Genomic DNA, 19170 nt, shown 5'->3' with positions numbered 1-19170 from the left:
GGCCGTCCGCGGGGCCCACTGGGAAACAGGAAGGGGCGCGCTACCGCGCTCTCTTGCCCCCGGCGATCACGAGGCGGATGTCGCGCAGGGCGCGGAGGTCGACGAGTGGGTCACCCTCGACGGCGATGATGTCGGCGCGCTGTCCTTCGGCGATCTGTCCGGTGCCGGTGATGCCCAGGCCTTGTGCGGCGTCGGTGGTGGCCATGTCGAGGATCTTGGCGTTGCTGAGGCCGAGATACTCGTAGAACTCCAAGCTGTTCACGAGCTTGTCGAAATCCGCGCGGGTGACGCCGGCATCGGTTCCCGCGATCAGGGGAACACCGAGGTCCGCCATCCAGCGCATGGAGCTGAACAGGTACTCGGCCCGTTCCTGACCGACGCGTTCGGCGAATCCCCTCCAATTGGGGCTCGTGGCAGTGCAGACGGAGATCCCTTGGCTCTTGATCTGCATGGCGACATCTTCGCGGAGGTCGAAGTCTCCGCCCTCAGTCATCCAGGTGCAGTGCTCGATCGTGGCCACACCGGCGCGGACTGCGGCCGCGATGCCGTCGGTGCCGTGGGCGTGGACGGCGACCGGCAGTCCATGGCAGGCGGCTTCGTCCACCGCGACGCTCAGCTCGTGCTCCGTGAACTGGTTCTGCCAGATGGCCGGACCGCCCTTGGTCATGCCGCCACCGGTGGCCATCACCTTGATGACCTCGGCACCGAGGTCGGCATTGCGGCGGATCATGGTGCGAATGGCGTCTTCACCGGCTACCTCGCCGCCGAAGACGTGCAGGTGGCCACCTGGCGAGGTCAGGGGAGTGGCCGCGGACAGGACGCGGGGCCCGGGGACTGCTCCGCCGGCGATGGCATCGCGCAGGCGGATGGCGAGACCGTTGCGGTCGCCAAGGTCCCGTACCGTCGTCACACCGCTGTGCAGCAGCTGCTGAGCCCGCTCGGCCATCCCCTCCAGCAGTTCCTCGTCAGCCGTTTGTTGGGCCGTTTCCAGCGGGGTGGCGCCGCCATCGAAGATCAGGTGCACATGTGCGTCGATGAGTCCCGGCAGGAGCGTGCCGTGCGGGACGGCCGTGGTGGGAAGACCTTCGGGCGCGAGGCGCTCGATCTCCTCGCGAGGCCCGACCGCGGCGATCCTGTCTCCGCGGACCAGCACTGCACCGTCTGTGATGCGGGCGCCGTTGGGGCCGGTGATGACCTGGCCGGCTGTGAGCAGTGCGTCTGTCATGGTGTTGCTCCTCATCGTGCTTGCCTGGGTGCTGGCCCGCGGGCTGTTCACCTTGAAGTGCTGCCGGCTTCCGCGTTGGCCGGCTCCTTGCTGAGTGCGTCGGCGAGCAGTTCAAGCTGCCGGACGTCGGAATCGAGGCTGTCGTCGTCGGGGCGAGCGACGGCCAGTGCCTGTCGGGATGTGGCTGCTTCGTTCGCCTGGGTGTCCAGGGCCTTCTTGAGGTGACGTGCGAGTTCCGAAGGTGGCGCTCCCTCTCGCACCCCGAGCTGGGCGAGGTGGGGACTGATGCGCACCAGGCCATCGCGGCATTCGATGACCCTGCGGTAGTAGCGGTAGTGGGTGCCGCGCAGGGACAGGAACTCGCGCCAGCCGCTGGTCGGAACCCGGCTGAGAGCATCCTGCGGGAAGGCGTCGTGCAGCGCTTCCCACAGCGGACGTAGGCGACGGTGGGCGCGGCGATGCTGGAGCCATACCCGCCCGCTCGCCACGCGCATCGCGGCGCCGGAGTAGGTCACGCCGACGATGAACACGGGGACGGCGAGTGCCAGGAGCCCCTGCGTGCCGTGGGTGAGCCATGCCGGGACCGGTTCACCGCGCCAGCGCATCACGTCTATGCCGAGCCGGCCGGTGTTCGCCACCACCATGCCCGCCAGGGAGCCCGCCGTCAGCCACAGTCCGGTCACCAGGGGGCGCACCGACATCCGGGCGTACCGCATGGTCCACCAGAGCGCGGACGCGAGCGCGTAGACGAGGTAGACCAGCGCTGCGATGAAGAACAGAGCCACAGGGGTCTGGGACATGTCGGCGCTGGCGAAGTCCCGCCCTCGGATGTGAGCCGGCGTGGCGATGGTCGTCAAGACGAGGACCAGCACTCCCACCGCCAGGGGAAGAGCTTCCCATCTCGCACGACGTCTGGCGCGTCGCCGTTCTTCCGCGGAGAAGAGGAAGATGCACATCAGCCAGTAGACCGCCGTGACCAGCAGCGTGTTCTGGATCAGCCGTGACACGCCGACTCCTAGGAGGTGGTCGACGATGTCCGCTGCGGCGTCGAGGCCGAGCAGGAACGAAGCGGCTGTGCAGATGAGGCACAACGTCACGGCGCGGAGGGGAAGATCGTGGGGGTCACGGGCTACCTGCACGAACTTCCAAATAACGGCGAGGTGGAGGAGCGCGGCAGTCAGGACGAGGGCAGTCACAGCCACCCCTGACGATCGCCGAGTGCCGTCTGGACACGACGCAGAGAAGGGTTCGCGGCACGTCGAGGGGCTACCCGGTCCAACACCGAGGCCCACTCCAGCACGATCGTCGCGACCAATTCGGCCTGCCGCTCATGCTCTTCGTCGTACGAGGTCCGACGAAGCAGCCGCCTCACCGATCCCGGTGCGAGGTCCGGGACCGCGCCCTTCCAAAGCTCGTCGTCGTCGACTTCTTCGCTCTGGTGGTCGGCGAGGATGTGCCCGACCTCGTGCAGGACGATGTGCCTCTGATGACTTGGGGTGGTCTCCTGCTGGAACAAGATGTAGTCGGCCGACGGAGTGGCAATCCACGCGCCGAATGGGCCAGGTACCGGCATCCGATGCGGCACCAGCCGAATCGGACGACCGCGGCGCTCTCCCAGCTGGCGACAGAGTTCTTCCACCTGCAAGGGGGGCTGAACGTTCAGGGCTCGCAGTTCTCTCTTACAGCGCCTGCGAAGCTCGCGCTCCTTCAAGGTACTTCTCCTGCATACGACGCACGCTGCAGCAGCACCCCCCATCCGCGGTACGACACCGTGTAAAGCGCGTCACTCGCGGTGCTCTGCCTGCTCCAACTTATAGACGACGTCCAGCAGGTCCATTACCTGCTTTCGTCGTTCTTCTGACAGCTCGCCGGCACGCATAGCCATCAGCTTGACGTCACCGTTTTCGAGTGCGTCGCCGAAACTCGCATGCTCAGCCGCCATTTTCTCCAGCCGGCCGTCCACTTGCCCCATGACCGAGTCATCAAAGAAGTACGCGGTAGGAACTCCGAAGAAGTTCGCCAGGCCCGTCAGATGGCGCACGGTGGGGTTGTCCTTCTTCCCCTTCCGCAACTGCCAGACGTAGCTCATGGAGATACCGATCCCCGACTGGCTGATGGCGTTCGCCACGTAATCGTTGCTGTACTCCTGGCCGTCGGCGTCCTTGATCGTCGCGAACAGGTGGTTGATCTTGTCCGCCAAGGAGCGGCCCGTCGCCTCGCTCACCACTTCCCCTCTCGTCGAGAGTCGGTAGGTCATCGTACACGAGTGAATGAAGCGTCGGCGCACCCTTCACAACAGTTGATGGCGTGGCGATTCCCGGATACGCTCCTATCAGCAGTTTCCACTGAGGTGAAAGCATGATGGGTAGAGGTCAGTATGAGAGTGGAGAGGGCTATCGGCCCTCGGTGCCCCTGCTCGGCGTCGGGAGGGGGGTCTCGACGCCCTGGCCTTCGTTCGAGAGCACTCTGCCACCGCCCGCTCGGTCGGCCAGAATTGCCCGATGTCCGGACATTGAAGGACTGCTCTGCTCTTTCGTGCAATCTCGAAGCGTCGTGAGAGTCCGGGGCGGACCCGCCGTGACCAGCGCCTGAATAAGATCGAATTACTTTCAGGTGCGGTGTGGGGACTCTCCGCACTGTGATGGACCCCTCGGGATTCTGACGAACCGCGCGGCCTCTTCCATCGGGAAAAGATCGCCCGGCCGATTTCATTTCCGGCCCAGCGGCAGCTCATTGCCAACGGCTGGATCTTGCGAGGGTGCACGCCTATGTTGCTGGTCCCCGCGTAAGCGGATCGCCGGCCAACGGGCCATGAGAGGAGGGGTGATGTACAGACGCGGGCCATGATGTCCGCCGGGGTAAAGGAGACCGGCGCCCGGGAGCTACCAACTCCCAAGCGCCGGGCCGGGCACCCCGAAGAGCGCCCATTCACATCTCACGGGGCGACGGGGCTTTTGCACGAGAACCGTCGCACCGCATCTCCTACAAGCAACGGAGTATCGCATGCTCGCCATGCCGAGCGGCACCCCGGCATGCCCGGAAGATGACCGTCACCACCGCCTCGCCGCCCAGCTCGCCGACATGATCCCGGGCGCGGCCACCATCTGGGTCAGCCGCAATGACCCTCGGCACGCGTGGCCCCACCCGCACGCCATCGTCAAGGACGCGGCCGGGGAGACCCTGGAGCTGGGGCGGACGACAGCCAGGGTCGCAGCCCGCTGGATCCTGCGGGTCTGGCCGGAGGCGGACTGGACACGGCCGCACACCTTCGACCTCGCCGAGGCGACCCTCACCCGCAGCGACCTGATCGTCGCCGGTCGGGGCCGCTGACGTGCCAAGGATTCGAACAATCAAGCCGGAGGCTTTCGTCTCCGAATCGCTCGCCGAGGTGAGCGTTGAGGCAGAGCGCACCTTCTTCGGACTGCTCACCCAGGCCGACGATCACGGTCGCCACCGCGACAACGCCGCGATCATCGCAGGGCTGCTCTGGCCGCTGCGCGCCGAACACACCTCGGTGCACGTCGAAGACGACCTCTACCAGCTCGCCACGGCCGGACTCCTGTGCCGGTACACAGGATGTGACGGCCGCCGATACCTGCACATCGTCACCTGGGCCGAGCACCAGAAGATCGACAAGCCGAGCCAGTCCCGCCTGCCCTCCTGCCCGCAGCACCAGGCCGCCGACCGGTGCGCCCCCTGCAAGGGCACTTGCACCCAGCGGACCGAGGAGCCGCCGAACCCTCCCCGAGTGTTCGCCGAGGAATCGCCGAACACTCCCCGTGCCCTCGGTCTGCCCGCCCCGCCGGTCGAAGAGCCTCGCGGCCCCGCGGACCAGGCTCCCGTCGCCCAGCAGGGCGCCCTCGACGCCACGGCAGGAACACCTGGCCGCGAGGACATGAAAAGCCCAGGTCAAGGCACATTCGCCGAGTCCTCCCCGAACCTTCCCCGAAACCTCGGGGAGGACTCGGCGCCTGGATCTAGGATCTTGGATCCTGGATCCTCTGTACCTACGGGGCGCACAGCGCCCACAGCCACCGTCTCGGCCAACCAGCTCATCGGCGAGTACACCGCTGCCTGCGACCAGCGCCCGCCCAGTGACGTGCTCGGGCACCTCGGGCGGATCACCAAGAAGCTCTTGGGCGAGGGCATCGCCCCGGAGCACATCCGGGCCGGACTGCAGAACTTCGCGGCCAACCCCAAGCACCCGAGCGTGCTGACCAGCATGGTCAACGAGGCCATGAACGCGCGCTCCGGCGGTTTGGCGCGGCCGGGATCCCGGCATACCGTGCCCGCTCACCAGGCGTGGACCAACCCGGTCGACCCTGCCGCCGCCTACGCCGAGGAGCTGTGATGCGCACCCGTAACCGCGAACCGCAGCTCCTCGGCAGCGAGGGCACCCTGGACCGGATGGCCCGAATCCTGGCCGCCCGCAACATCGACCCGGCCGCCGTCGCCGCGTTGGTCGACGAGCCCGAACCGTTCTCCCCGTTGGACGCCCTGTCGGCCGGGATACCCCCGCGCTACCGGGCCGCTGTCGCCGACCACCCGCAGGTCCTGGCCTGGGCCCGGGAGGTCACCGAGGCGGCCGTCGCCCCCAGCCGGGGAGCCCGGCGGCAGGTCACCACCGGCCCCAGCCTGCTGATGGCCGGGGTCGTCGGCGCCGGCAAGACCCACCAGGCGTACGGCGCGGTTCGGCTGCTGGCACAGAGAGGGATCGGAGTCCGCTGGCGGGCGACCACCGCCGCCGACCTGTACGCCGACCTGCGCCCCCGGCCCGGGGTGGACAGCGAGCGGGAGTTGGCCGCCGTCAGCCGGTGTCCGCTGCTGCTCTTGGACGACCTTGGCGCGGCCAAGTCCTCCGAGTGGGTCGAGGAAGTGACGTCCCGGCTGATCAACCGCCGGTACAACCTCGAACTGCCGACGCTGATCACCACCAACCTGAGCATCAGGGACTTCCGGGCCTACCTCGGCGATCGTGTCGCCTCCCGGCTCGCGCAGATGACCACTCGCGTCGAGTTCGAGCCGGTCGACCGCAGACGCTTCCGCGCTGCCGCCTGACCTTCGGCAGGCCGACCGTGCCCTTGGCGCGCCGCCTCATTCACCTCTCACGACCAGCGCCTCCTCCGCCGACGCCCTGCGCGCGGAGAGCGATCGGAGCACCCCGCATGACCACCACGACGATCACCCCTGCCCGCCACCGGTCGCTCGGCGACCACACCTGGCAGGACGAGGCCGTCTGCCAGCGCACCGAGTACAACCCGGTGGACCCCGAACTCTTCTTCCCGGAGCCCGACGAGACCGACAAGATCGTTATCGCGAAGTCGCTGTGCGCTCAGTGCCCGGTGCGCCGCACCTGCCTGGATGCTGCCCTCGAAGGCGGTGACACCCATGGCATCCGGGGCGGCTTGACCGAGGAGGAACGCGGCCTGCTGCACGAGCAGCTCGCCGAGCGTCTGGACTACAGCCGCGTCAACGACACGGTCGCCGGGCGGGACATCCACCTCACCCAGGCCGAGCGCCGCGCGGTCATCTACGCCGCCTTCCGCCACGGGCTGACCGAACAACGCCTGGCCTGGCTGTTGAAGGTCACCGAGGAGCACGCCCAGAAGAAGTACCGCGAACTTCGCCGGGCCCAGCGCAACCGGGACCTGAAACAGAGCACGGAGACCCCGACCCTCAAGTCCAACAAAGACCGCCTGGGCCGCGACGACTTCGGGACGGCGGCGTGAGCGACGCGAGCACGCCCAAGGCCGTGCACATCACCGACTGGGACCGCGCGGTCGTCATGGCCCTGGGCAGCGTGGGATGCGCCCTGAGCTGGGACGCCCTGCAGCAGATGGCTGTCGCCATCCACGTCCGAGGCTTCCTCAGCTACCTTTTCCCGCTGGTGATCGACGGGTTCATCGCCTACGGCATCCGGGCCCTCATGGTCCTGCGCGACGCGCCCCTGCGGTCCCGGCTCTACGTCTGGATGCTCGTCGGCACGGCCACCGCCGCCAGCATCTGGGCCAACGCACTCCACGCCGTGCGCCTCAACGAGGAAGCCACACCGGACACCGGGCTCCGCCTCGGCGACACCGTGGTCGCGGTGCTGTCCACCATCGCCCCGCTCGCGCTGGCCGGAGCGGTCCACCTCTATATCCTCATCGCCCGCGGCCCGGTCAAGGACAGCGAACGCGAGGACCACGGTCAGACCGGTCACCTCGGTCAGGACAACAAGCCCGCCGGCATCGCGGTCACCCGGGCCGACCGGGTCGGTCAGCAGGCGGAGCCCGGTCAGGTCACGGACGGGCAGCCGGTCAGTGCCCTGACCGACCGGCCGCGTCTGTCCCTGGACAAGCAGACCCCCAGCCCGCGGTCACTGACCGAGGACAGTGCCCCGGCGGACAGCAGCAACGCGGTCACCGGTCACCGCGGTCAGCCGCACGAGGCCGCTGACCTGCCCGGACAGCCGGACACCGCGCCGCCGGTCACTGACCGCCCGGAGACCACCGGCCACCAGGGCAGTCCCTCGCCGGTCACCGAACGGCCGGTCACTCAGCCGCCGGTCACTGACCGGGACGCCCGGACAACCGGTGACCGGCGGCCTGACCCGGACACCGAGGAGCTGCTGGAGATCGCCCGGTCAGCGGTCAGGGCCGAGGACAAGCTGACCCGCAAGGTGGTCGCCCAGGCGATCCGCGGTCAGCAGATCCCCCTGTCCAGCGACACCCTGACCGCCCTGATGGCCCAGCTCCGCAAGCAACACGGGCAGCCGGTCACTTCCGCCCGGACCTGACCGGACATCACGGAGCGGGTGACCGAGCTGGATACCTCGGCCGGTCACCCGCCCCGGACACACACCCCGCGCCCTCGCGAAGCGAAGCGGAGAACATCCCATGCGCACCCGCCCGGCCACGCCTGCCGAGGTCGATTCCTGGCTGACCGTCCTGCACCAGCGCGGTCACCTCCACCGCGCCCAGTCCGGCCCCGACACCACCTGGACCGTGCAACGAGAGCGCCACAGTCGCCCCTGGACCCTGCACCACCCGGTCCTGGCCATGGACTGGATCGAGGGCCTCGTCCGCGAAATTCAGCAGCAGGACCCGGAGGCGAGCCGGTGACAACCGTCAACGACCCGGTGGTCACCACGGCCGGACAGCAGCGTGAGCCCACGACGGCTCCTGGCGGAGCAAGTTGTCGCATACGACGGTCCTACGGCCCGACGCACGCACTTGCCCCCGCCCAGGAGGGCGGCGGAAGCCCGGTTGATCCCCGAGCGAGGGCGCACGGGGACCAACCGGACTACCGGCACCAGGGGGCGCCGGTCACAGAGGGAGAAGCCGACCGCGTCGACCACCGCGAGCAGCCGAGCCCGAGCACGCCCGCGTTCCCCGATCGCACACCGCGCCGCCGCAGCCGCAACCCGAGCGAGCGCACCCGCAAGACGACCACCCGCCTCTCCGACACCGAGCACGCCGAGATCGTCACCGCAGCCGCGCAACGCGGCTTCACCGTTGCCCGATTCATCGCCGCCGCCGGCCTCGCCGCCGCCCGCGGTTCCACCACCCTGCACTCCAATGAGCAGCTCGATGCCGCCATCGACGAGCTGGCCGCCCTGCGCACCGCGCTCTCCCGGGTCGGCAACAACATCAACCAGATCGCCTTCGTCTACAACGTCGGAGGGCAGCCCCGGCCCGGCCAACTCGACTTCGCCCTCGCGGCCTTGACCCGTCTGCTGTCCCGCATCGACGACACGGCCAACACCCTGGTGAAGAAGCGCCTCTGATGGTCCCCAAGATCCGCCGAGGCTCACGAACCCACGGCCTGCTCGTCTACCTCTACGGCCCCGGCAAACGCGACGAGCACATCGATCCTCACCTCGTCGGGAGCTGGGACGGCTTCGCCCCCGACCCGGGCCGCGACACCAGCCCCGCCCCGGACCCCAAGGCCACCCTCGCCCGCCTCACCGCCGCCCTCGACCTCCGGGTCAAGCAGGCCGGCGACCGCGCGCCCGCCAAGCACGTGTGGCACTGCTCGGTCCGCACCGACCCCGGCGACCGGATGCTGACCGACGCCGAGTGGAACACCGTCGCCCGCCGCCTGGTCGCGGCGACTGGAATCGCCCCCGAGGGCGACCCGGACGGCTGCCGCTGGGTCGCGGTACGCCACGCGGACGACCACATCCACATCCTGGCCACCATGGTCCGAGGCGACCTGCGCCGCCCCCGTATGAACTACGACTTCAAGAAGGCCCAGGCCGAATGCCGTCGCATCGAGAAGGAGTGGGGGCTGCGCCGACTCAACCCGGGCGACGGCACCGGAGCCCAGAGGCCCACCAGCGCCGAGCGCTTCAAGGCCGAGCGCACCGGCCGCCCCGAGCCCTCGCGTGACACGCTGCGCGAAGCCGTCCGCCAGTCCCTCGCCGGAGCAGCCACCGAAGAGGAGTTCTTCACCCGGCTCCGCGAGGCCGGGCTACGCGTGAAGGTACGGACCGCCCCGTCCGGTGACGCGCTCGGCTACAACGTCGCACTCCCCGGCGACCGCAACCGCAACGGTGAACCGGTCTGGTTCCCCGGCTCCAAGCTGGCACCCGACCTGTCCCTGCCGAAGATCCGCAGTCGCCTCGCCGACGACACGGTCGACCAGATGACGTCGTTGGTCGCCACCAGCGGCCGACCGGACTGGTCCCCGCCCGCCAGGGCACGGCGGAGTGCCGCCGGCATCGCTGAGCGTGCCGCCGTCTTCCTCGACGGCGGCGACGAAGCCGCCGCCCAGCTCGTCGGCGTCGGAGAACTCCTGGACGCGGTCGCCCAGACCTCACCGGCCGCCACCCGCGCCGAGCTGGCTGCCGCCGCCCGAGAATTCGAGCGGGCCACCCGCAGTCACGTCCGAGCGGAGCGCGCCGACACCCGGGCTCTCCGCTCGGCCGCGCGGGGAATCATCCAGGCCGGTAGCGCTCTCGGCCGGGGCGAAGACGGCGGCACCACCGCCATGCTCGTCTCGACCCTGGTCCTGGTCACCCTCGCCGCCGCCCGCTGGCACTCCGCCCGCGGCCACGCCCAGCAGGCCCACGCCTCCCGCCAGACCGCCGAGCACCTGCGAACCGCCTACCGCCAGACCGCCGCCACACCCATGCGAGCACTGCACGACCAAGGCCGCGCCCTCCCCGAAGCCGAACGCCGAACCCACGAGGCCACCATCCGCGCAGCACTACCCGAGCAGCAGCCACGCGCAGACGGCACGCCGACGAAGACCGACGCCCTGGTCGCCACCCTTGCCCAGGCCGAGCAGGCCGGCCACGCTCCCCAGGCGCTCCTGCAGCAGGCCATCGCCATGCGCGAACTCGACACCGCCGAGGACGTGAACGACGTCCTGGTCTGGCGCCTGCGCCGCCTCGCCCAACTCCCCGCACACCCGGGAGAAGCGACTCCTCACCCGCAGGCCGGAACCCGTCAGCCCACGGCCTCGACCAACGACCACACCAGCAACCGGACGGCCCCCACGGCGGCAGCTCGCCCCGCCGACCCGCGCACCCGACCACCACGCCGCTGACCACTGACCGGCAGGCCGCTCACTACAAATCCCCTGGACAGCCGATTCCCCGGCTGTTACGTCTGGAACCAGAAGGACTCAATCGGGAGATGACGCTCGTGCTCAGAACCACCGACCGCACCGCAGAGCCGGCGCCCGTGCTGCCCACCCTCCCGGCCGGCACCGACCCCCTGCTGCAACTCGAATACGAGATACAGCAGCCCAGCGGTCCCGGCGCGACGCGCATCCTCAGCCACCCGGCCGAGCTGGCCCTGCGAGGGATCCCCGTACGGTGCTCGGCCTGCCGCGCCCGGCGCGACTGGCTGCTCATCAACCACGGCCGCAACGTCTGGATCGTCTGCCGCTGCAACAACCAGTGGCTCGAACCCGAGATCAGCCGCGCCGACTTCGACGCCCTGATCGCCATCCCGGACCGGAGGACCTACCCCAGCGTCGAGGAGGGCCTCGCCGCGCTCGGCTTCGACGGGGCCTTCGCCGGCACCTACCTGGACTAGGGCTCGTTGCGAATAGGGAGAGCACGCTGTCCAGATCGGGTGTATCCCGAAGGGACTTGGCGAGGACGACGGCGTCCTACAGTGTGATCGAGGCGCCTTGCTCGGTCGCTGGTGAGGCCGCCTGCGCCGCGTCACCGATGAGCAGCGTGCGCCCGGTGCGCCAAGGGCTGCCGGGCGGGACCTCGGTCGCACCGTTCCTAGTCACGACCGCTGTTGTTGGTCGGCGTCATGCTCAGGCGCTGGCGTCGGCGTCGGCGCTTCTCGGAGCGATGCACCAGCTCGCTCACGGCGAGCGTCACGGTCGCCACGCGGGGGCCCAGCGGGGTCCGCCGCGCTCCGCCCACAGCACGCATGCACACCCGCCGACGGCGAGCATCACGATGCCGAGCAGCAGCAGATTGATCATGGTCTTCCCTCTGCGTTCAGTCGTACGGTCCAATGGGACGTCCGACCGTTGAGGCCGGCGGCCAAGGCGTCCGCCGCGTAGCTGTCCGACTCATCCGGCGCTGCTGCCGGAGCGCGATCCGTCGACTGTTGGCATACGGATTGACCGTGTTGTGGTTTCGCGTGGGCCAGCCGCACCGATTGCAGCGCCCTAGGCCATCGGGCCCCAGTACCAAGCCATCACGACGAACTACTGACCAATCGGAGGGCTGGCCGGTCCTCCTCGACACCAAGCATGCGCCGCACCTGGACTGCACTCCAGGCCAACTCGTGAGCTAGTTCGGTCATTGTCAGCCCGTGGTCGCTGGCGAGGGTGAAGGCGTGGGACAGCAGCGCGGGCTGTTCGCCGGGATAGCCGGCCAGGGGATCCGGAGCGAAGCCAGGTTGCCCCTTCAAGCCGTTCAGCCGTTGGTAGGCGCGGCTGGCCGAGGAGTCCGACAAGAGCCCGAGTTCTCGGCAGCGGTACAGCAGGGAGTGCACCGAAACCCCCCAGCCGTCGCGGAGCTGCGAGAGCTTATGTAGGTCCGCCCGCGAGGGCAGCTCAGGCAGGATCGATTCGCGGGGGGTGAGGAACTCGGCTGCGAAGGTGTCAGCCTCGCGTTCCTGCGTGATGTCCCCGGGATTGGTGTCGCTATGCAAGATCAGGTGGCCCAGCTCGTGGGCCGCGCTGAAGCGGTGCCGGTAGACGTCGTCGGTCCGATTTGGCGTCAACACGATCAACGGGCGCGGGAGGTGTGAGGTGGAGAAGGCGTCGACGGAGCGAAGGTCTTTGTCGCGCTGTGGGGTGACCACCACAATCCCATGTGCTTCCAGGCGCCGGACTAGGTGAGCGATGGGCCCGGTTCCCAGCCCCCACGCGACTCGCAGGGCACGGGCCGCGGAGGCGGGATCGCTGGGCAGGTCGGTGCCGGGGTGCACCTCGCCGCCGGCGAAGCCGGGGAGATCGACCACGGGGAACTGGACACGCTTTTCCAGTGCGTAGGTCAGCTCCCAGACCTGTTCGGTGAACGCAACGGCCTTTGCCCGCTGGTAGGCCCGGGTGCTGCGCAGGCTGCGGAAGTGCGCAGCTGAGGGGTCCAGCCGCGCATGCGGGCGCCCCGCCAGGAAGTAGGCAAGCGGTACATCCAAAATTTCGGCCAGGGGCGGCAGCAGATCGGGGCGCGGACGGTTGGTGCCCATCTCGTACTGGCTCACTGCGGCCGGAGTCACCCCCAGCTCGTCGGCCAGCTGCCTCTTCGTCATCCCGATGAGGCTCCGCGCCTGGGCCAACCGTGCGGGGTCAAAGACCTCGTGCACGGCAGCCGGGGATGGCTGTCCCCGTTCGATGCGGCCCTTGACAGCGCCGCGGCGGCCCGCGGCAGTGAACAGCGGTGGTTGGGTGTTCTTACTCATCGCCGTTTTCTACGTTGGAAATGGTCGGTTCCTGTTCAGCCGACGGACTCTCGGCGACCTCGGAGCGGTGCGTGACGCCCAGGCCAGGCAGGTCACCTCCACTGAAGCCCTGCGCGCGAGCCACGGCAGTACCTGCATCGCGCAGGTCATCGCGGGAGTGACTGGAGTTCTCCTCTGCGGTGGCGATGCTCATGTCGAGCTGCTCCGGATCCCACACCATGGTGCCGTCGTCCTCCAGCGACGTCGGCGTACCCCACCAGGCGGCAAGGACCTTATCGCTGTCGGCGTTGGCAGCGTACGCGATGTAGATCACCGTCAATTGCTCCGCCAAGGCCGCCGCGGCAGCCTCGGCCACCGAGGGGTCCGCCACTCGCTCGGTGGCTGCGGAATCCTGGTCGAACAACGTCAACGGGGGCTGCGCACGGCCCACGCCGTTGTCGCGGGAGACCTGGTGAGGAATCTTCGTGCTCAGCTTCGCGCGGGAGATCGGTTCCTTCAGCGAGTCGGCGTGTCGAAAGGGGATCAGCACTCGCCCGTTGACAACCGCCAGGCTGTACGACGCTCCTTTGGGCTTGCGGGCCTCATAGCCGGGGAGTTTGGACAGCTCGAACTGCTTGATGACCTGTCGGTAGCGCGTGGCCCACATGCTGCCGTAAGCGCGCTTGTCCGCGGCCCCCGCTTTCCGGGCTGCTACCTGCACCTCGTAAGCGCTTTGTTGACCACGTGCCAGCCCCTTGACCACATGCCGCACCACCTCCGCAGCGTCCTCACCGAACTGGCCATCGGCCCACTGCGACGGCGTGAATTCACCAGCCATGATCCCCCCAGGGAGCTAGCCACTTACCGAGTGAGCAACAAGATAGCACCTCGACTTAACTTTTGCTCATCGATTTCCCGGTGGGCGTGGTGGTCCCTGCTGGATGCGTGCCGTCCGACGGCGTGGCGGCCCTGTGGGCCGGCCTTGGGGGCCAAGAGGACAGGGGTGGGCCGGGCCTTTCAGTGGTCGGTGAGCATGCCCTTGCGGAGCTTGGCCAGGGTGCGGGTGAGCAGGCGGGAGACGTGCATCTGGGAGACGCCGAGTTCGGCGCCGATCTGGGACTGGGTCATCTCCTGCCCGAAGCGCAGCTCGACCAGCTGCCGCTCGCGGTCGTCGAGCTGGTGCAGCAGCGGGGCAAGGGTGTTCAGGTTCTCGACGGTCTCCATCGCCGGGTCGTCCTCGCCCATGACGTCGGCCAGCGTGCGGCTTTGTGTCGGGGAGTCGGAGTCGGTGGGCGTGTCGAGCGAGCCGGCGTTGTAGCCGTTGGCCGCGACGAGCCCCTCGATGATCTCTTCCTCGGACAGGTCGAGGTGGGTGGCGAGTTCACGGACGGTGGGGTCGCGGTCGAGCTTGATGTGCAGCTGTTCCTTGGCCTTGGCCAGGTCGCTGCGTAGCTCCTGGAGGCGGCGGGGGACGTGGACGGCCCAGCCGGTATCGCGGAAGAACCGCTTGATCTCGCCCAGGATGTAGGGGACGGCGAAAGTGGAGAACTCCACCTCGCGGGTGAGGTCGAAGCGGTCAATGGCTTTGATCAGCCCGATCGTGCCGACCTGGATGATGTCTTCCATGTCGTCGCCGCGGTTGCGGTAGCGGCGGGCGACGTAGCGCACCATCGACATGTTCATCTCGATGAGGGTGTTGCGCGCGTACTGGTACTCGTGCGTGCCCTCGTCCAGGTCCTGGAGACGGTCGAAGAACCGCTTCGACAGTTCCCGCGCGTCCTGGGGGGCCACCGCGCTCGGACACTCGACTGCCGGCAGCTCTGTGCTCACCTCGGCGGTGCGTTCGAGGATGGCGGTGTCGTTCACGGCGGTGATCATGGTGCCCTCCCAGACGGCCGAAAGGGGCGGACGTCTCACTGCCGTCTACCCCGACCCACACAGAGCATGTGCATGACATGGCTCACATTGCTGTCCGGGTGTTCCGGACAGCATCCGCAGACCTCGAACCCCTCGGCCGAGACCGACCTTGTGCGGGATCCACGGCCGGGGGAATTCAGCCACGGCCACGCTATCGCGCGAGCGTCGCGCGCCCGTCGGGTTGCCGGGCCGGAGCCCCGTGCGGCAAGCCGGACGTCAGTCCGGGGGCCGCTGCTGGCCTTGCAGACGATCGCTGTCACACGCCTGCCGACGCCTTCCCGCGACACTCAGCGGCCCCGCATTACAAGGAGGCGCCGGGCAGACGAAGCAAGTCTCCGCCGGGGCTTCGATCTGGTCGAGGGGATGAGGCCGAGGGTGCGACGGGGCGTGGGGTCGGACAGTGCGGCGTGGCTCGGCCCGTAGTGGCCGACGAGCCGGATGGACCGATCCCGCGCCATTCGGATTAGAACGTTCATAGGAAAAGCGCCCCTGAACTGCACTCTTTCGGGGAAGTGCCCTGCCAGGTTCCGGTGACTAGCATTTTGCACGACAGCATCCATGCAATCCCATATGGGAACTGCTAGCCCGATGCGACGGAATGGGCGACGGGCGGAAGTAGGGAGCGACCATGATCGTGAACGGTGTGCGGGCGAACGAGATTTCTGGAGTGGAGTGGCAGAAGGCGCGCGCCAGCATCAATAACGGGAACTGTGTAGAAGTGACGTCTCTCCCGGAGGGGGGTGTGGCCGTACGGAACTCGAAGTTCCCCGGGGGGCCTGCCCTCGTCTTCAGTAAGGCGGAGTTGGCCGCATTTCTCGACGGCGCGAAGGGGGAGGAGTTCGACCACCTCGTTGCGTAAAGCGTGAGCGGAGCGTGGTGCGTTGGCCATAGATTGTGCGGCGGGCATGTGCCCGGGCATTCTGGGTTTCGACTTATGTCTCCCAGCGCCTTTCGGAGTTCGCATGTCCGTCGCCCGTCATTGGCAGTCGGGTCCTGATTCATTGGTCGTTGCTCTGCCATCAGCGGATAGCGAGCGCCCTGCTGGGCAACTCCTGGGCGAAGAGCTTCGCCTGCATCGGGAGCGCCGGGGTTACACGCTTGCGTCTGCTGCGCGGGCTATCAGGGGATCGACATCCAAGATGAGCCGGCTGGAGCGCGGGGAGAGTCCAGCCAAACCGCGGGATGTGTACGACCTTGCCGTGTTTTACGATCTGTCGCGGAAGGAAGTGGCCTTCCTCGACCAGCTGCTGGCCCAGGCGGCGAACGCTGAGTGGTACGAGCGGTTCGCCGATGTGACGCCCGCCTTCCTCAAGCGCTTGATCCGCATGGAGGGGCGTGCTGAGGAAATCACGATCTTCGAAAATCAGGTGGTCCCCGGCCTGTTTCAGACCGAGCGCTATGCCGAGGCGTTGATCAGCATGATGGAGGCCACCCCTCTCCCGGCCGCGGAGATCGCTCGGATCGTAGCGCTGCGAATGGGCCGGCAGCTCATCCTCGATCAGGACCTGCCGCGGATCACTGTCGTACTGGATGAAACTGTTCTGGAACGGAGGCGGGGCAGCGCGGAGGTCATGTGCGAGCAGATGCAGCATCTGCTCGCTGCGGCCGGGAGGCCGAAGGTGAACGTGCGGATCATCAGCAAGGACCGGGTGTCCCCGCCGATGGCTATCACCTATCTGCGTTTCCCGGACTGTGTACCGGGTGACCTCGCCTACCTGGAGAACATCGAGGGCGCGACGTACGCGACGAGGCAGCGTTCGCTGGACAACTACCGCAAGGTGCTGTCCGACGCCCGTGACAACGCCATGTCCAAAGACGACAGCCTTGACGCCATACGACAGGCTGCGAAGCACTGGGCTGATCAGGCCGCCCTGGAGCAGTGACGCCGGTCATCACGTGATCAGGTGCCACTGCTCCGGCGTTAGCCGGGGACGGCCAGGTCAAGCCTCGATCTTGGCGACGCCGCCCCACTCGATCCAGTCGGTCGGGCGCAGATGGATGGGCGGCGGAGGATTGTCGGGCTGCCAGTCGATGACGTCGACGAGACCGGGCGGGTCGATGATGGTCATGCCGTCGAAGTACTTTCGGACCTCGTGCCTTTCGCGCACCCGGCCCCACCGGTCGTGGGTCGCCTTGGCCATGAGACGCGTGACGCTGTGCCGTACCGTCGTGTCCTCGCTGACGAGCTGGCAGATGACCATGTAGCTGCCGACAGGGAGTTCGGCCGCTACACGCTTTATCAGAGCTGCGGGGTCTCGCTCGTCATCGGTGTCGGGAAGGCAGTGCAGGACGGATACGAAGAGAGCCGCGATCGGCTGATTCCAGTCGAGGAAGGCGTCGGTGGCGGCGCGGATCTTCTGTGTCTCGCGCATGTCCTGGTCGATGACCATGACGTTGTCGTTCTCGTGCAGTTGCGTACGGCCGTGGGCGAGGACCATGGGGTCGTTGTCGACGTAGGCGACCTTGGCATCGGGCGAGATGCGCTGGGCGACTTCGTGGACGTTGTCCAGGGTGGGCAGTCCCGAACCGTGGTCGAGGAACTGCCTGATGCCCATGTCCCGGGCAAGGATGCGGACCACCCTGCGGAGGAACTCTCGGTTGGTTCGGGCCAGTTGCTGTGTGCTGGGCGCGATGCTGAGCAGATCGGCACAGGCTTTCCGATCGGCCTCGTAGTGCTGACTGCCTCCTAAGAGATATTCGTACATGCGGGCGACACTAGGGGTGGTTGTGTCGATGGGGGGGCGAGGTTGGGGTTTCTCCCCGTAGGCCATGCGTCAACTCCTCGCAGCCCTTGGTCCAGGGCGATGTCCTCGGTTGAGGAGATCCATCGTAGGAGCCGTGCAGCAGGCCCGCCAGTCGGCTAAATGGGCGTCAGCAGAGCCCTGTTACCGACTTCGAGTAGTACGAATCACTCCCAGGCACACAGAGCGGTGTCGTGCGCCGTCGAACTTCTCGCGGTACGCAGGCGTGAGGCGACGCAGGGGGGGAACCCCTCAATTGCGCGCTCGGCGCTGCGCAGCAGGGCACGCACCGCATGGTCTTCGAGCCCCATCAGGCCGGCAGTCTGCGTGATTGAGAGGCCAAGGCGGTGGTGCAGTAGGACCGTGTCGGCCTGGGCGTCGTGGAGCAGGCAGTGAATGCTCCAGCTGTGCCCCTCGGCACAGCTCGTTCGCTCGCCGGCTTGGTCGCGCAGCAGCTGCCACGCGCGGGCGGCGGGGCAGGCGCTGCGCAGGGCCGTTGCCCAGCCTGCGCTGAGAGCGTCGAAGACCGCCTTGACACAATGGGTCGCTCGCGTCCATTCACCCGTCCGTACATACGCGTAGCGCAGGTACCAGTCGAGGTGGAGTTCGCGGAAGGCAGCGTATTCGAGGCAGAAGGCGGCCGGCATGCGTTCGCCCGTCACGCGTAGCGGCCGACAGCTCGTACGGATCATGTGGACCGCCCCTGGCCTCGGGCCGCCCGATGAGCCTCCCACAGGCCCCTGAAGGGCTGCGGATCGGCGCCCAGCCACAGCAGCATCTCGCACAGCACCCTCCACTCCGGTACGAGTCGCCCGTCGAAAACAGCCTCAGCTTCCGCCTCGGTGAGCCCGGGGGGACTCACGGCTGCTGCCGTGGGGTAGCCCGCGGCGAGCCGGGCACCGCGCAACCCTGCGGCGATCTGGCTGCCGAGGCGCGGCGCGTCGGGCACACGGGGAACAGACTGCGACGCGGACTGCCACAGCAGACGAAGGTCTCCGGGCTGCCCGCCCAACAGGTGCACCAGCGTGTAGGTGGCGGTCCACGGGACCACCACCTGCCCCTCCAGCACCCAGCGCACCGCGAAGAGCGGCATCCCAGCCTCGGCCGCGACGTCGTCGAGGTCGAGACCCGAACGCGCCCGCAACGTACGCAGGGCCCGGCCGAGAGCAGCCGCAGCCTGCCTCGCACCCCGGTCGGGGCGAGTGGCCGCTCCGCAGGCGCCCGGAGGAAGGCTGTGCGGCTGACCGGCCCACGGTGCTGGGTCACGGGCAGTCAGCCGCTGAGCGGAGCGTGGACCGCCCCAGCGCGCCCTGGCCTGCCCCTCACTCATCCTGGCCGCTGCGCCGATGTCCGCCCAGGTTCGGCCTGCGGAGCGCTCGTCGACCACCGCGGCCGCAGCTACACATTCGGCGTCGTCCACGATCCTCGCCGCCAGCTCCAGGAC

At 68.2% G+C, this 19170-nt stretch carries 21 protein-coding genes; 11 read left to right on the top strand and 10 right to left on the bottom strand.

The window, feature by feature from the left end:
• Positions 1-40 precede the first annotated feature (40 nt).
• The 4 genes from IEY78_RS20240 to IEY78_RS20225 form a co-directional block, all read right to left on the bottom strand.
• Positions 41-1225 carry an amidohydrolase family protein gene (locus IEY78_RS20240; protein ID WP_189100260.1) on the bottom strand — a complete coding sequence of 395 codons (1185 nt, stop codon included), beginning with the start codon at positions 1223-1225 and terminating at the stop codon, positions 41-43.
• 47 nt (positions 1226-1272) lie between these two features.
• A complete protein-coding gene (locus IEY78_RS20235; RefSeq protein ID WP_189100259.1) occupies positions 1273-2421 on the bottom strand; it encodes an MAB_1171c family putative transporter in 1149 nt (382 codons plus the stop codon).
• Positions 2418-2936, bottom strand: a complete 519-nt coding sequence (locus IEY78_RS20230) for a hypothetical protein (protein ID WP_189100258.1) — start codon at positions 2934-2936, stop codon at positions 2418-2420. Before IEY78_RS20230 ends, IEY78_RS20235 begins: the two co-directional genes overlap by 4 nt.
• Positions 2937-3008: 72 nt before the next feature.
• Positions 3009-3449: a helix-turn-helix domain-containing protein gene (locus IEY78_RS20225; RefSeq protein ID WP_229700067.1), complete on the bottom strand. Its 441-nt coding sequence runs from the start codon at positions 3447-3449 to the stop codon at positions 3009-3011.
• A 779-nt stretch (positions 3450-4228) separates the two neighbouring features.
• Between IEY78_RS20225 and IEY78_RS20220 the strand changes: the two genes are divergently transcribed.
• The 9 genes from IEY78_RS20220 to IEY78_RS20180 all read left to right on the top strand — a co-directional run bounded on the left by IEY78_RS20220 (position 4229) and on the right by IEY78_RS20180 (position 11253).
• The gene (locus IEY78_RS20220; RefSeq protein ID WP_189100256.1) at positions 4229-4555 is read left to right on the top strand and encodes a transcriptional regulator; all 327 of its coding nucleotides are present in this window, start codon (positions 4229-4231) and stop codon (positions 4553-4555) included.
• 1 nt (position 4556) lies between these two features.
• Positions 4557-5576 (top strand): RodZ family helix-turn-helix domain-containing protein, encoded by a 1020-nt coding sequence (locus IEY78_RS20215; protein ID WP_189100255.1) that lies wholly within the window; start codon positions 4557-4559, stop codon positions 5574-5576.
• Positions 5576-6283 (top strand): ATP-binding protein, encoded by a 708-nt coding sequence (locus tag IEY78_RS20210; protein WP_189100254.1) that lies wholly within the window; start codon positions 5576-5578, stop codon positions 6281-6283. The genes IEY78_RS20215 and IEY78_RS20210 overlap by 1 nt, the downstream gene beginning before the upstream one ends.
• 107 nt (positions 6284-6390) lie before the next feature.
• Positions 6391-6954, top strand: a complete 564-nt coding sequence (locus IEY78_RS20205; protein ID WP_189100253.1) for a WhiB family transcriptional regulator — start codon at positions 6391-6393, stop codon at positions 6952-6954.
• Positions 6951-8003, top strand: a complete 1053-nt coding sequence (locus tag IEY78_RS20200; RefSeq protein ID WP_189100251.1) for a DUF2637 domain-containing protein — start codon at positions 6951-6953, stop codon at positions 8001-8003. Before IEY78_RS20205 ends, IEY78_RS20200 begins: the two co-directional genes overlap by 4 nt.
• Before the next feature lie 100 nt (positions 8004-8103).
• Positions 8104-8328 carry a hypothetical protein gene (locus IEY78_RS20195; RefSeq protein WP_189100249.1) on the top strand — a complete coding sequence of 75 codons (225 nt, stop codon included), beginning with the start codon at positions 8104-8106 and terminating at the stop codon, positions 8326-8328.
• Positions 8325-8993 (top strand): plasmid mobilization protein, encoded by a 669-nt coding sequence (locus IEY78_RS20190; RefSeq protein ID WP_189100247.1) that lies wholly within the window; start codon positions 8325-8327, stop codon positions 8991-8993. The genes IEY78_RS20195 and IEY78_RS20190 overlap by 4 nt, the downstream gene beginning before the upstream one ends.
• Positions 8993-10759, top strand: a complete 1767-nt coding sequence (locus IEY78_RS20185; RefSeq protein ID WP_189100245.1) for a relaxase/mobilization nuclease domain-containing protein — start codon at positions 8993-8995, stop codon at positions 10757-10759. Before IEY78_RS20190 ends, IEY78_RS20185 begins: the two co-directional genes overlap by 1 nt.
• 89 nt (positions 10760-10848) lie before the next feature.
• On the top strand, positions 10849-11253 hold the full coding sequence (locus IEY78_RS20180; RefSeq protein WP_189100243.1) for a hypothetical protein: 405 nt from the start codon (positions 10849-10851) through the stop codon (positions 11251-11253).
• Between the two features lie 624 nt (positions 11254-11877).
• Here the strand turns inward: IEY78_RS20180 and IEY78_RS20170 are convergent.
• The 3 genes from IEY78_RS20170 to IEY78_RS20160 form a co-directional block, all read right to left on the bottom strand.
• Positions 11878-13089, bottom strand: coding sequence for a helix-turn-helix domain-containing protein (locus IEY78_RS20170; RefSeq protein ID WP_189100241.1), 1212 nt, complete (start codon positions 13087-13089; stop codon positions 11878-11880).
• The gene (locus tag IEY78_RS20165; RefSeq protein WP_189100239.1) at positions 13082-13906 is read right to left on the bottom strand and encodes a hypothetical protein; all 825 of its coding nucleotides are present in this window, start codon (positions 13904-13906) and stop codon (positions 13082-13084) included. The genes IEY78_RS20170 and IEY78_RS20165 overlap by 8 nt, the downstream gene beginning before the upstream one ends.
• A 179-nt stretch (positions 13907-14085) precedes the next feature.
• A complete protein-coding gene (locus IEY78_RS20160; RefSeq protein ID WP_189100237.1) occupies positions 14086-14946 on the bottom strand; it encodes an RNA polymerase sigma factor SigF in 861 nt (286 codons plus the stop codon).
• A gap of 667 nt (positions 14947-15613) precedes the next feature.
• Between IEY78_RS20160 and IEY78_RS20155 the strand changes: the two genes are divergently transcribed.
• Together IEY78_RS20155 and IEY78_RS20150 are read left to right on the top strand one after the other, a co-directional pair.
• Positions 15614-15844: a DUF397 domain-containing protein gene (locus IEY78_RS20155; protein WP_189100235.1), complete on the top strand. Its 231-nt coding sequence runs from the start codon at positions 15614-15616 to the stop codon at positions 15842-15844.
• Between the two features lie 46 nt (positions 15845-15890).
• Positions 15891-16868 carry a helix-turn-helix domain-containing protein gene (locus IEY78_RS20150; RefSeq protein WP_308426929.1) on the top strand — a complete coding sequence of 326 codons (978 nt, stop codon included), beginning with the start codon at positions 15891-15893 and terminating at the stop codon, positions 16866-16868.
• Between the two features lie 57 nt (positions 16869-16925).
• On the opposite strand, the gene IEY78_RS20145 is transcribed toward IEY78_RS20150, so the two are convergent.
• The 3 genes from IEY78_RS20145 to IEY78_RS20135 form a co-directional block, all read right to left on the bottom strand.
• Positions 16926-17756 (bottom strand): SAM-dependent methyltransferase, encoded by an 831-nt coding sequence (locus IEY78_RS20145; RefSeq protein WP_189100232.1) that lies wholly within the window; start codon positions 17754-17756, stop codon positions 16926-16928.
• A gap of 137 nt (positions 17757-17893) precedes the next feature.
• Entirely contained in the window at positions 17894-18418 is a 525-nt protein-coding gene (locus IEY78_RS20140) for a hypothetical protein (protein WP_189100230.1), read from the bottom strand.
• Positions 18415-19056: a helix-turn-helix domain-containing protein gene (locus tag IEY78_RS20135; protein ID WP_268240295.1), complete on the bottom strand. Its 642-nt coding sequence runs from the start codon at positions 19054-19056 to the stop codon at positions 18415-18417. Before IEY78_RS20135 ends, IEY78_RS20140 begins: the two co-directional genes overlap by 4 nt.
• Positions 19057-19170 lie beyond the last annotated feature (114 nt).

The organism is Streptomyces kronopolitis (assembly GCF_014646275.1).
Lineage (GTDB): Bacteria > Actinomycetota > Actinomycetes > Streptomycetales > Streptomycetaceae > Streptomyces > Streptomyces kronopolitis.
Note: the sequence above shows the minus strand (reverse complement) of the source record. Positions and strands in the feature narration are given on the sequence as shown.

What these genes read in the sequence shown, in the direction of transcription:
- IEY78_RS20180 (WP_189100243.1), top strand. Translation starts at nt 10,849, where the DNA reads ATGACGCTCGTGCTCAGAACCACCGACCGCACCGCAGAGCCGGCGCCC.
- IEY78_RS20150 (WP_308426929.1), top strand. Translation starts at nt 15,891, where the DNA reads ATGTGCCCGGGCATTCTGGGTTTCGACTTATGTCTCCCAGCGCCTTTC.
- IEY78_RS20155 (WP_189100235.1), top strand. Translation starts at nt 15,614, where the DNA reads ATGATCGTGAACGGTGTGCGGGCGAACGAGATTTCTGGAGTGGAGTGG.
- IEY78_RS20220 (WP_189100256.1), top strand. Translation starts at nt 4,229, where the DNA reads ATGCTCGCCATGCCGAGCGGCACCCCGGCATGCCCGGAAGATGACCGT.
- IEY78_RS20160 (WP_189100237.1), bottom strand. Translation starts at nt 14,946, where the DNA reads ATGATCACCGCCGTGAACGACACCGCCATCCTCGAACGCACCGCCGAG.
- IEY78_RS20135 (WP_268240295.1), bottom strand. Translation starts at nt 19,056, where the DNA reads ATGAGTGAGGGGCAGGCCAGGGCGCGCTGGGGCGGTCCACGCTCCGCT.
- IEY78_RS20140 (WP_189100230.1), bottom strand. Translation starts at nt 18,418, where the DNA reads ATGATCCGTACGAGCTGTCGGCCGCTACGCGTGACGGGCGAACGCATG.
- IEY78_RS20205 (WP_189100253.1), top strand. Translation starts at nt 6,391, where the DNA reads ATGACCACCACGACGATCACCCCTGCCCGCCACCGGTCGCTCGGCGAC.
- IEY78_RS20240 (WP_189100260.1), bottom strand. Translation starts at nt 1,225, where the DNA reads ATGACAGACGCACTGCTCACAGCCGGCCAGGTCATCACCGGCCCCAAC.
- IEY78_RS20185 (WP_189100245.1), top strand. Translation starts at nt 8,993, where the DNA reads ATGGTCCCCAAGATCCGCCGAGGCTCACGAACCCACGGCCTGCTCGTC.
- IEY78_RS20165 (WP_189100239.1), bottom strand. Translation starts at nt 13,906, where the DNA reads ATGGCTGGTGAATTCACGCCGTCGCAGTGGGCCGATGGCCAGTTCGGT.
- IEY78_RS20210 (WP_189100254.1), top strand. Translation starts at nt 5,576, where the DNA reads ATGCGCACCCGTAACCGCGAACCGCAGCTCCTCGGCAGCGAGGGCACC.
- IEY78_RS20195 (WP_189100249.1), top strand. Translation starts at nt 8,104, where the DNA reads ATGCGCACCCGCCCGGCCACGCCTGCCGAGGTCGATTCCTGGCTGACC.
- IEY78_RS20145 (WP_189100232.1), bottom strand. Translation starts at nt 17,756, where the DNA reads ATGGCCTACGGGGAGAAACCCCAACCTCGCCCCCCCATCGACACAACC.
- IEY78_RS20170 (WP_189100241.1), bottom strand. Translation starts at nt 13,089, where the DNA reads ATGAGTAAGAACACCCAACCACCGCTGTTCACTGCCGCGGGCCGCCGC.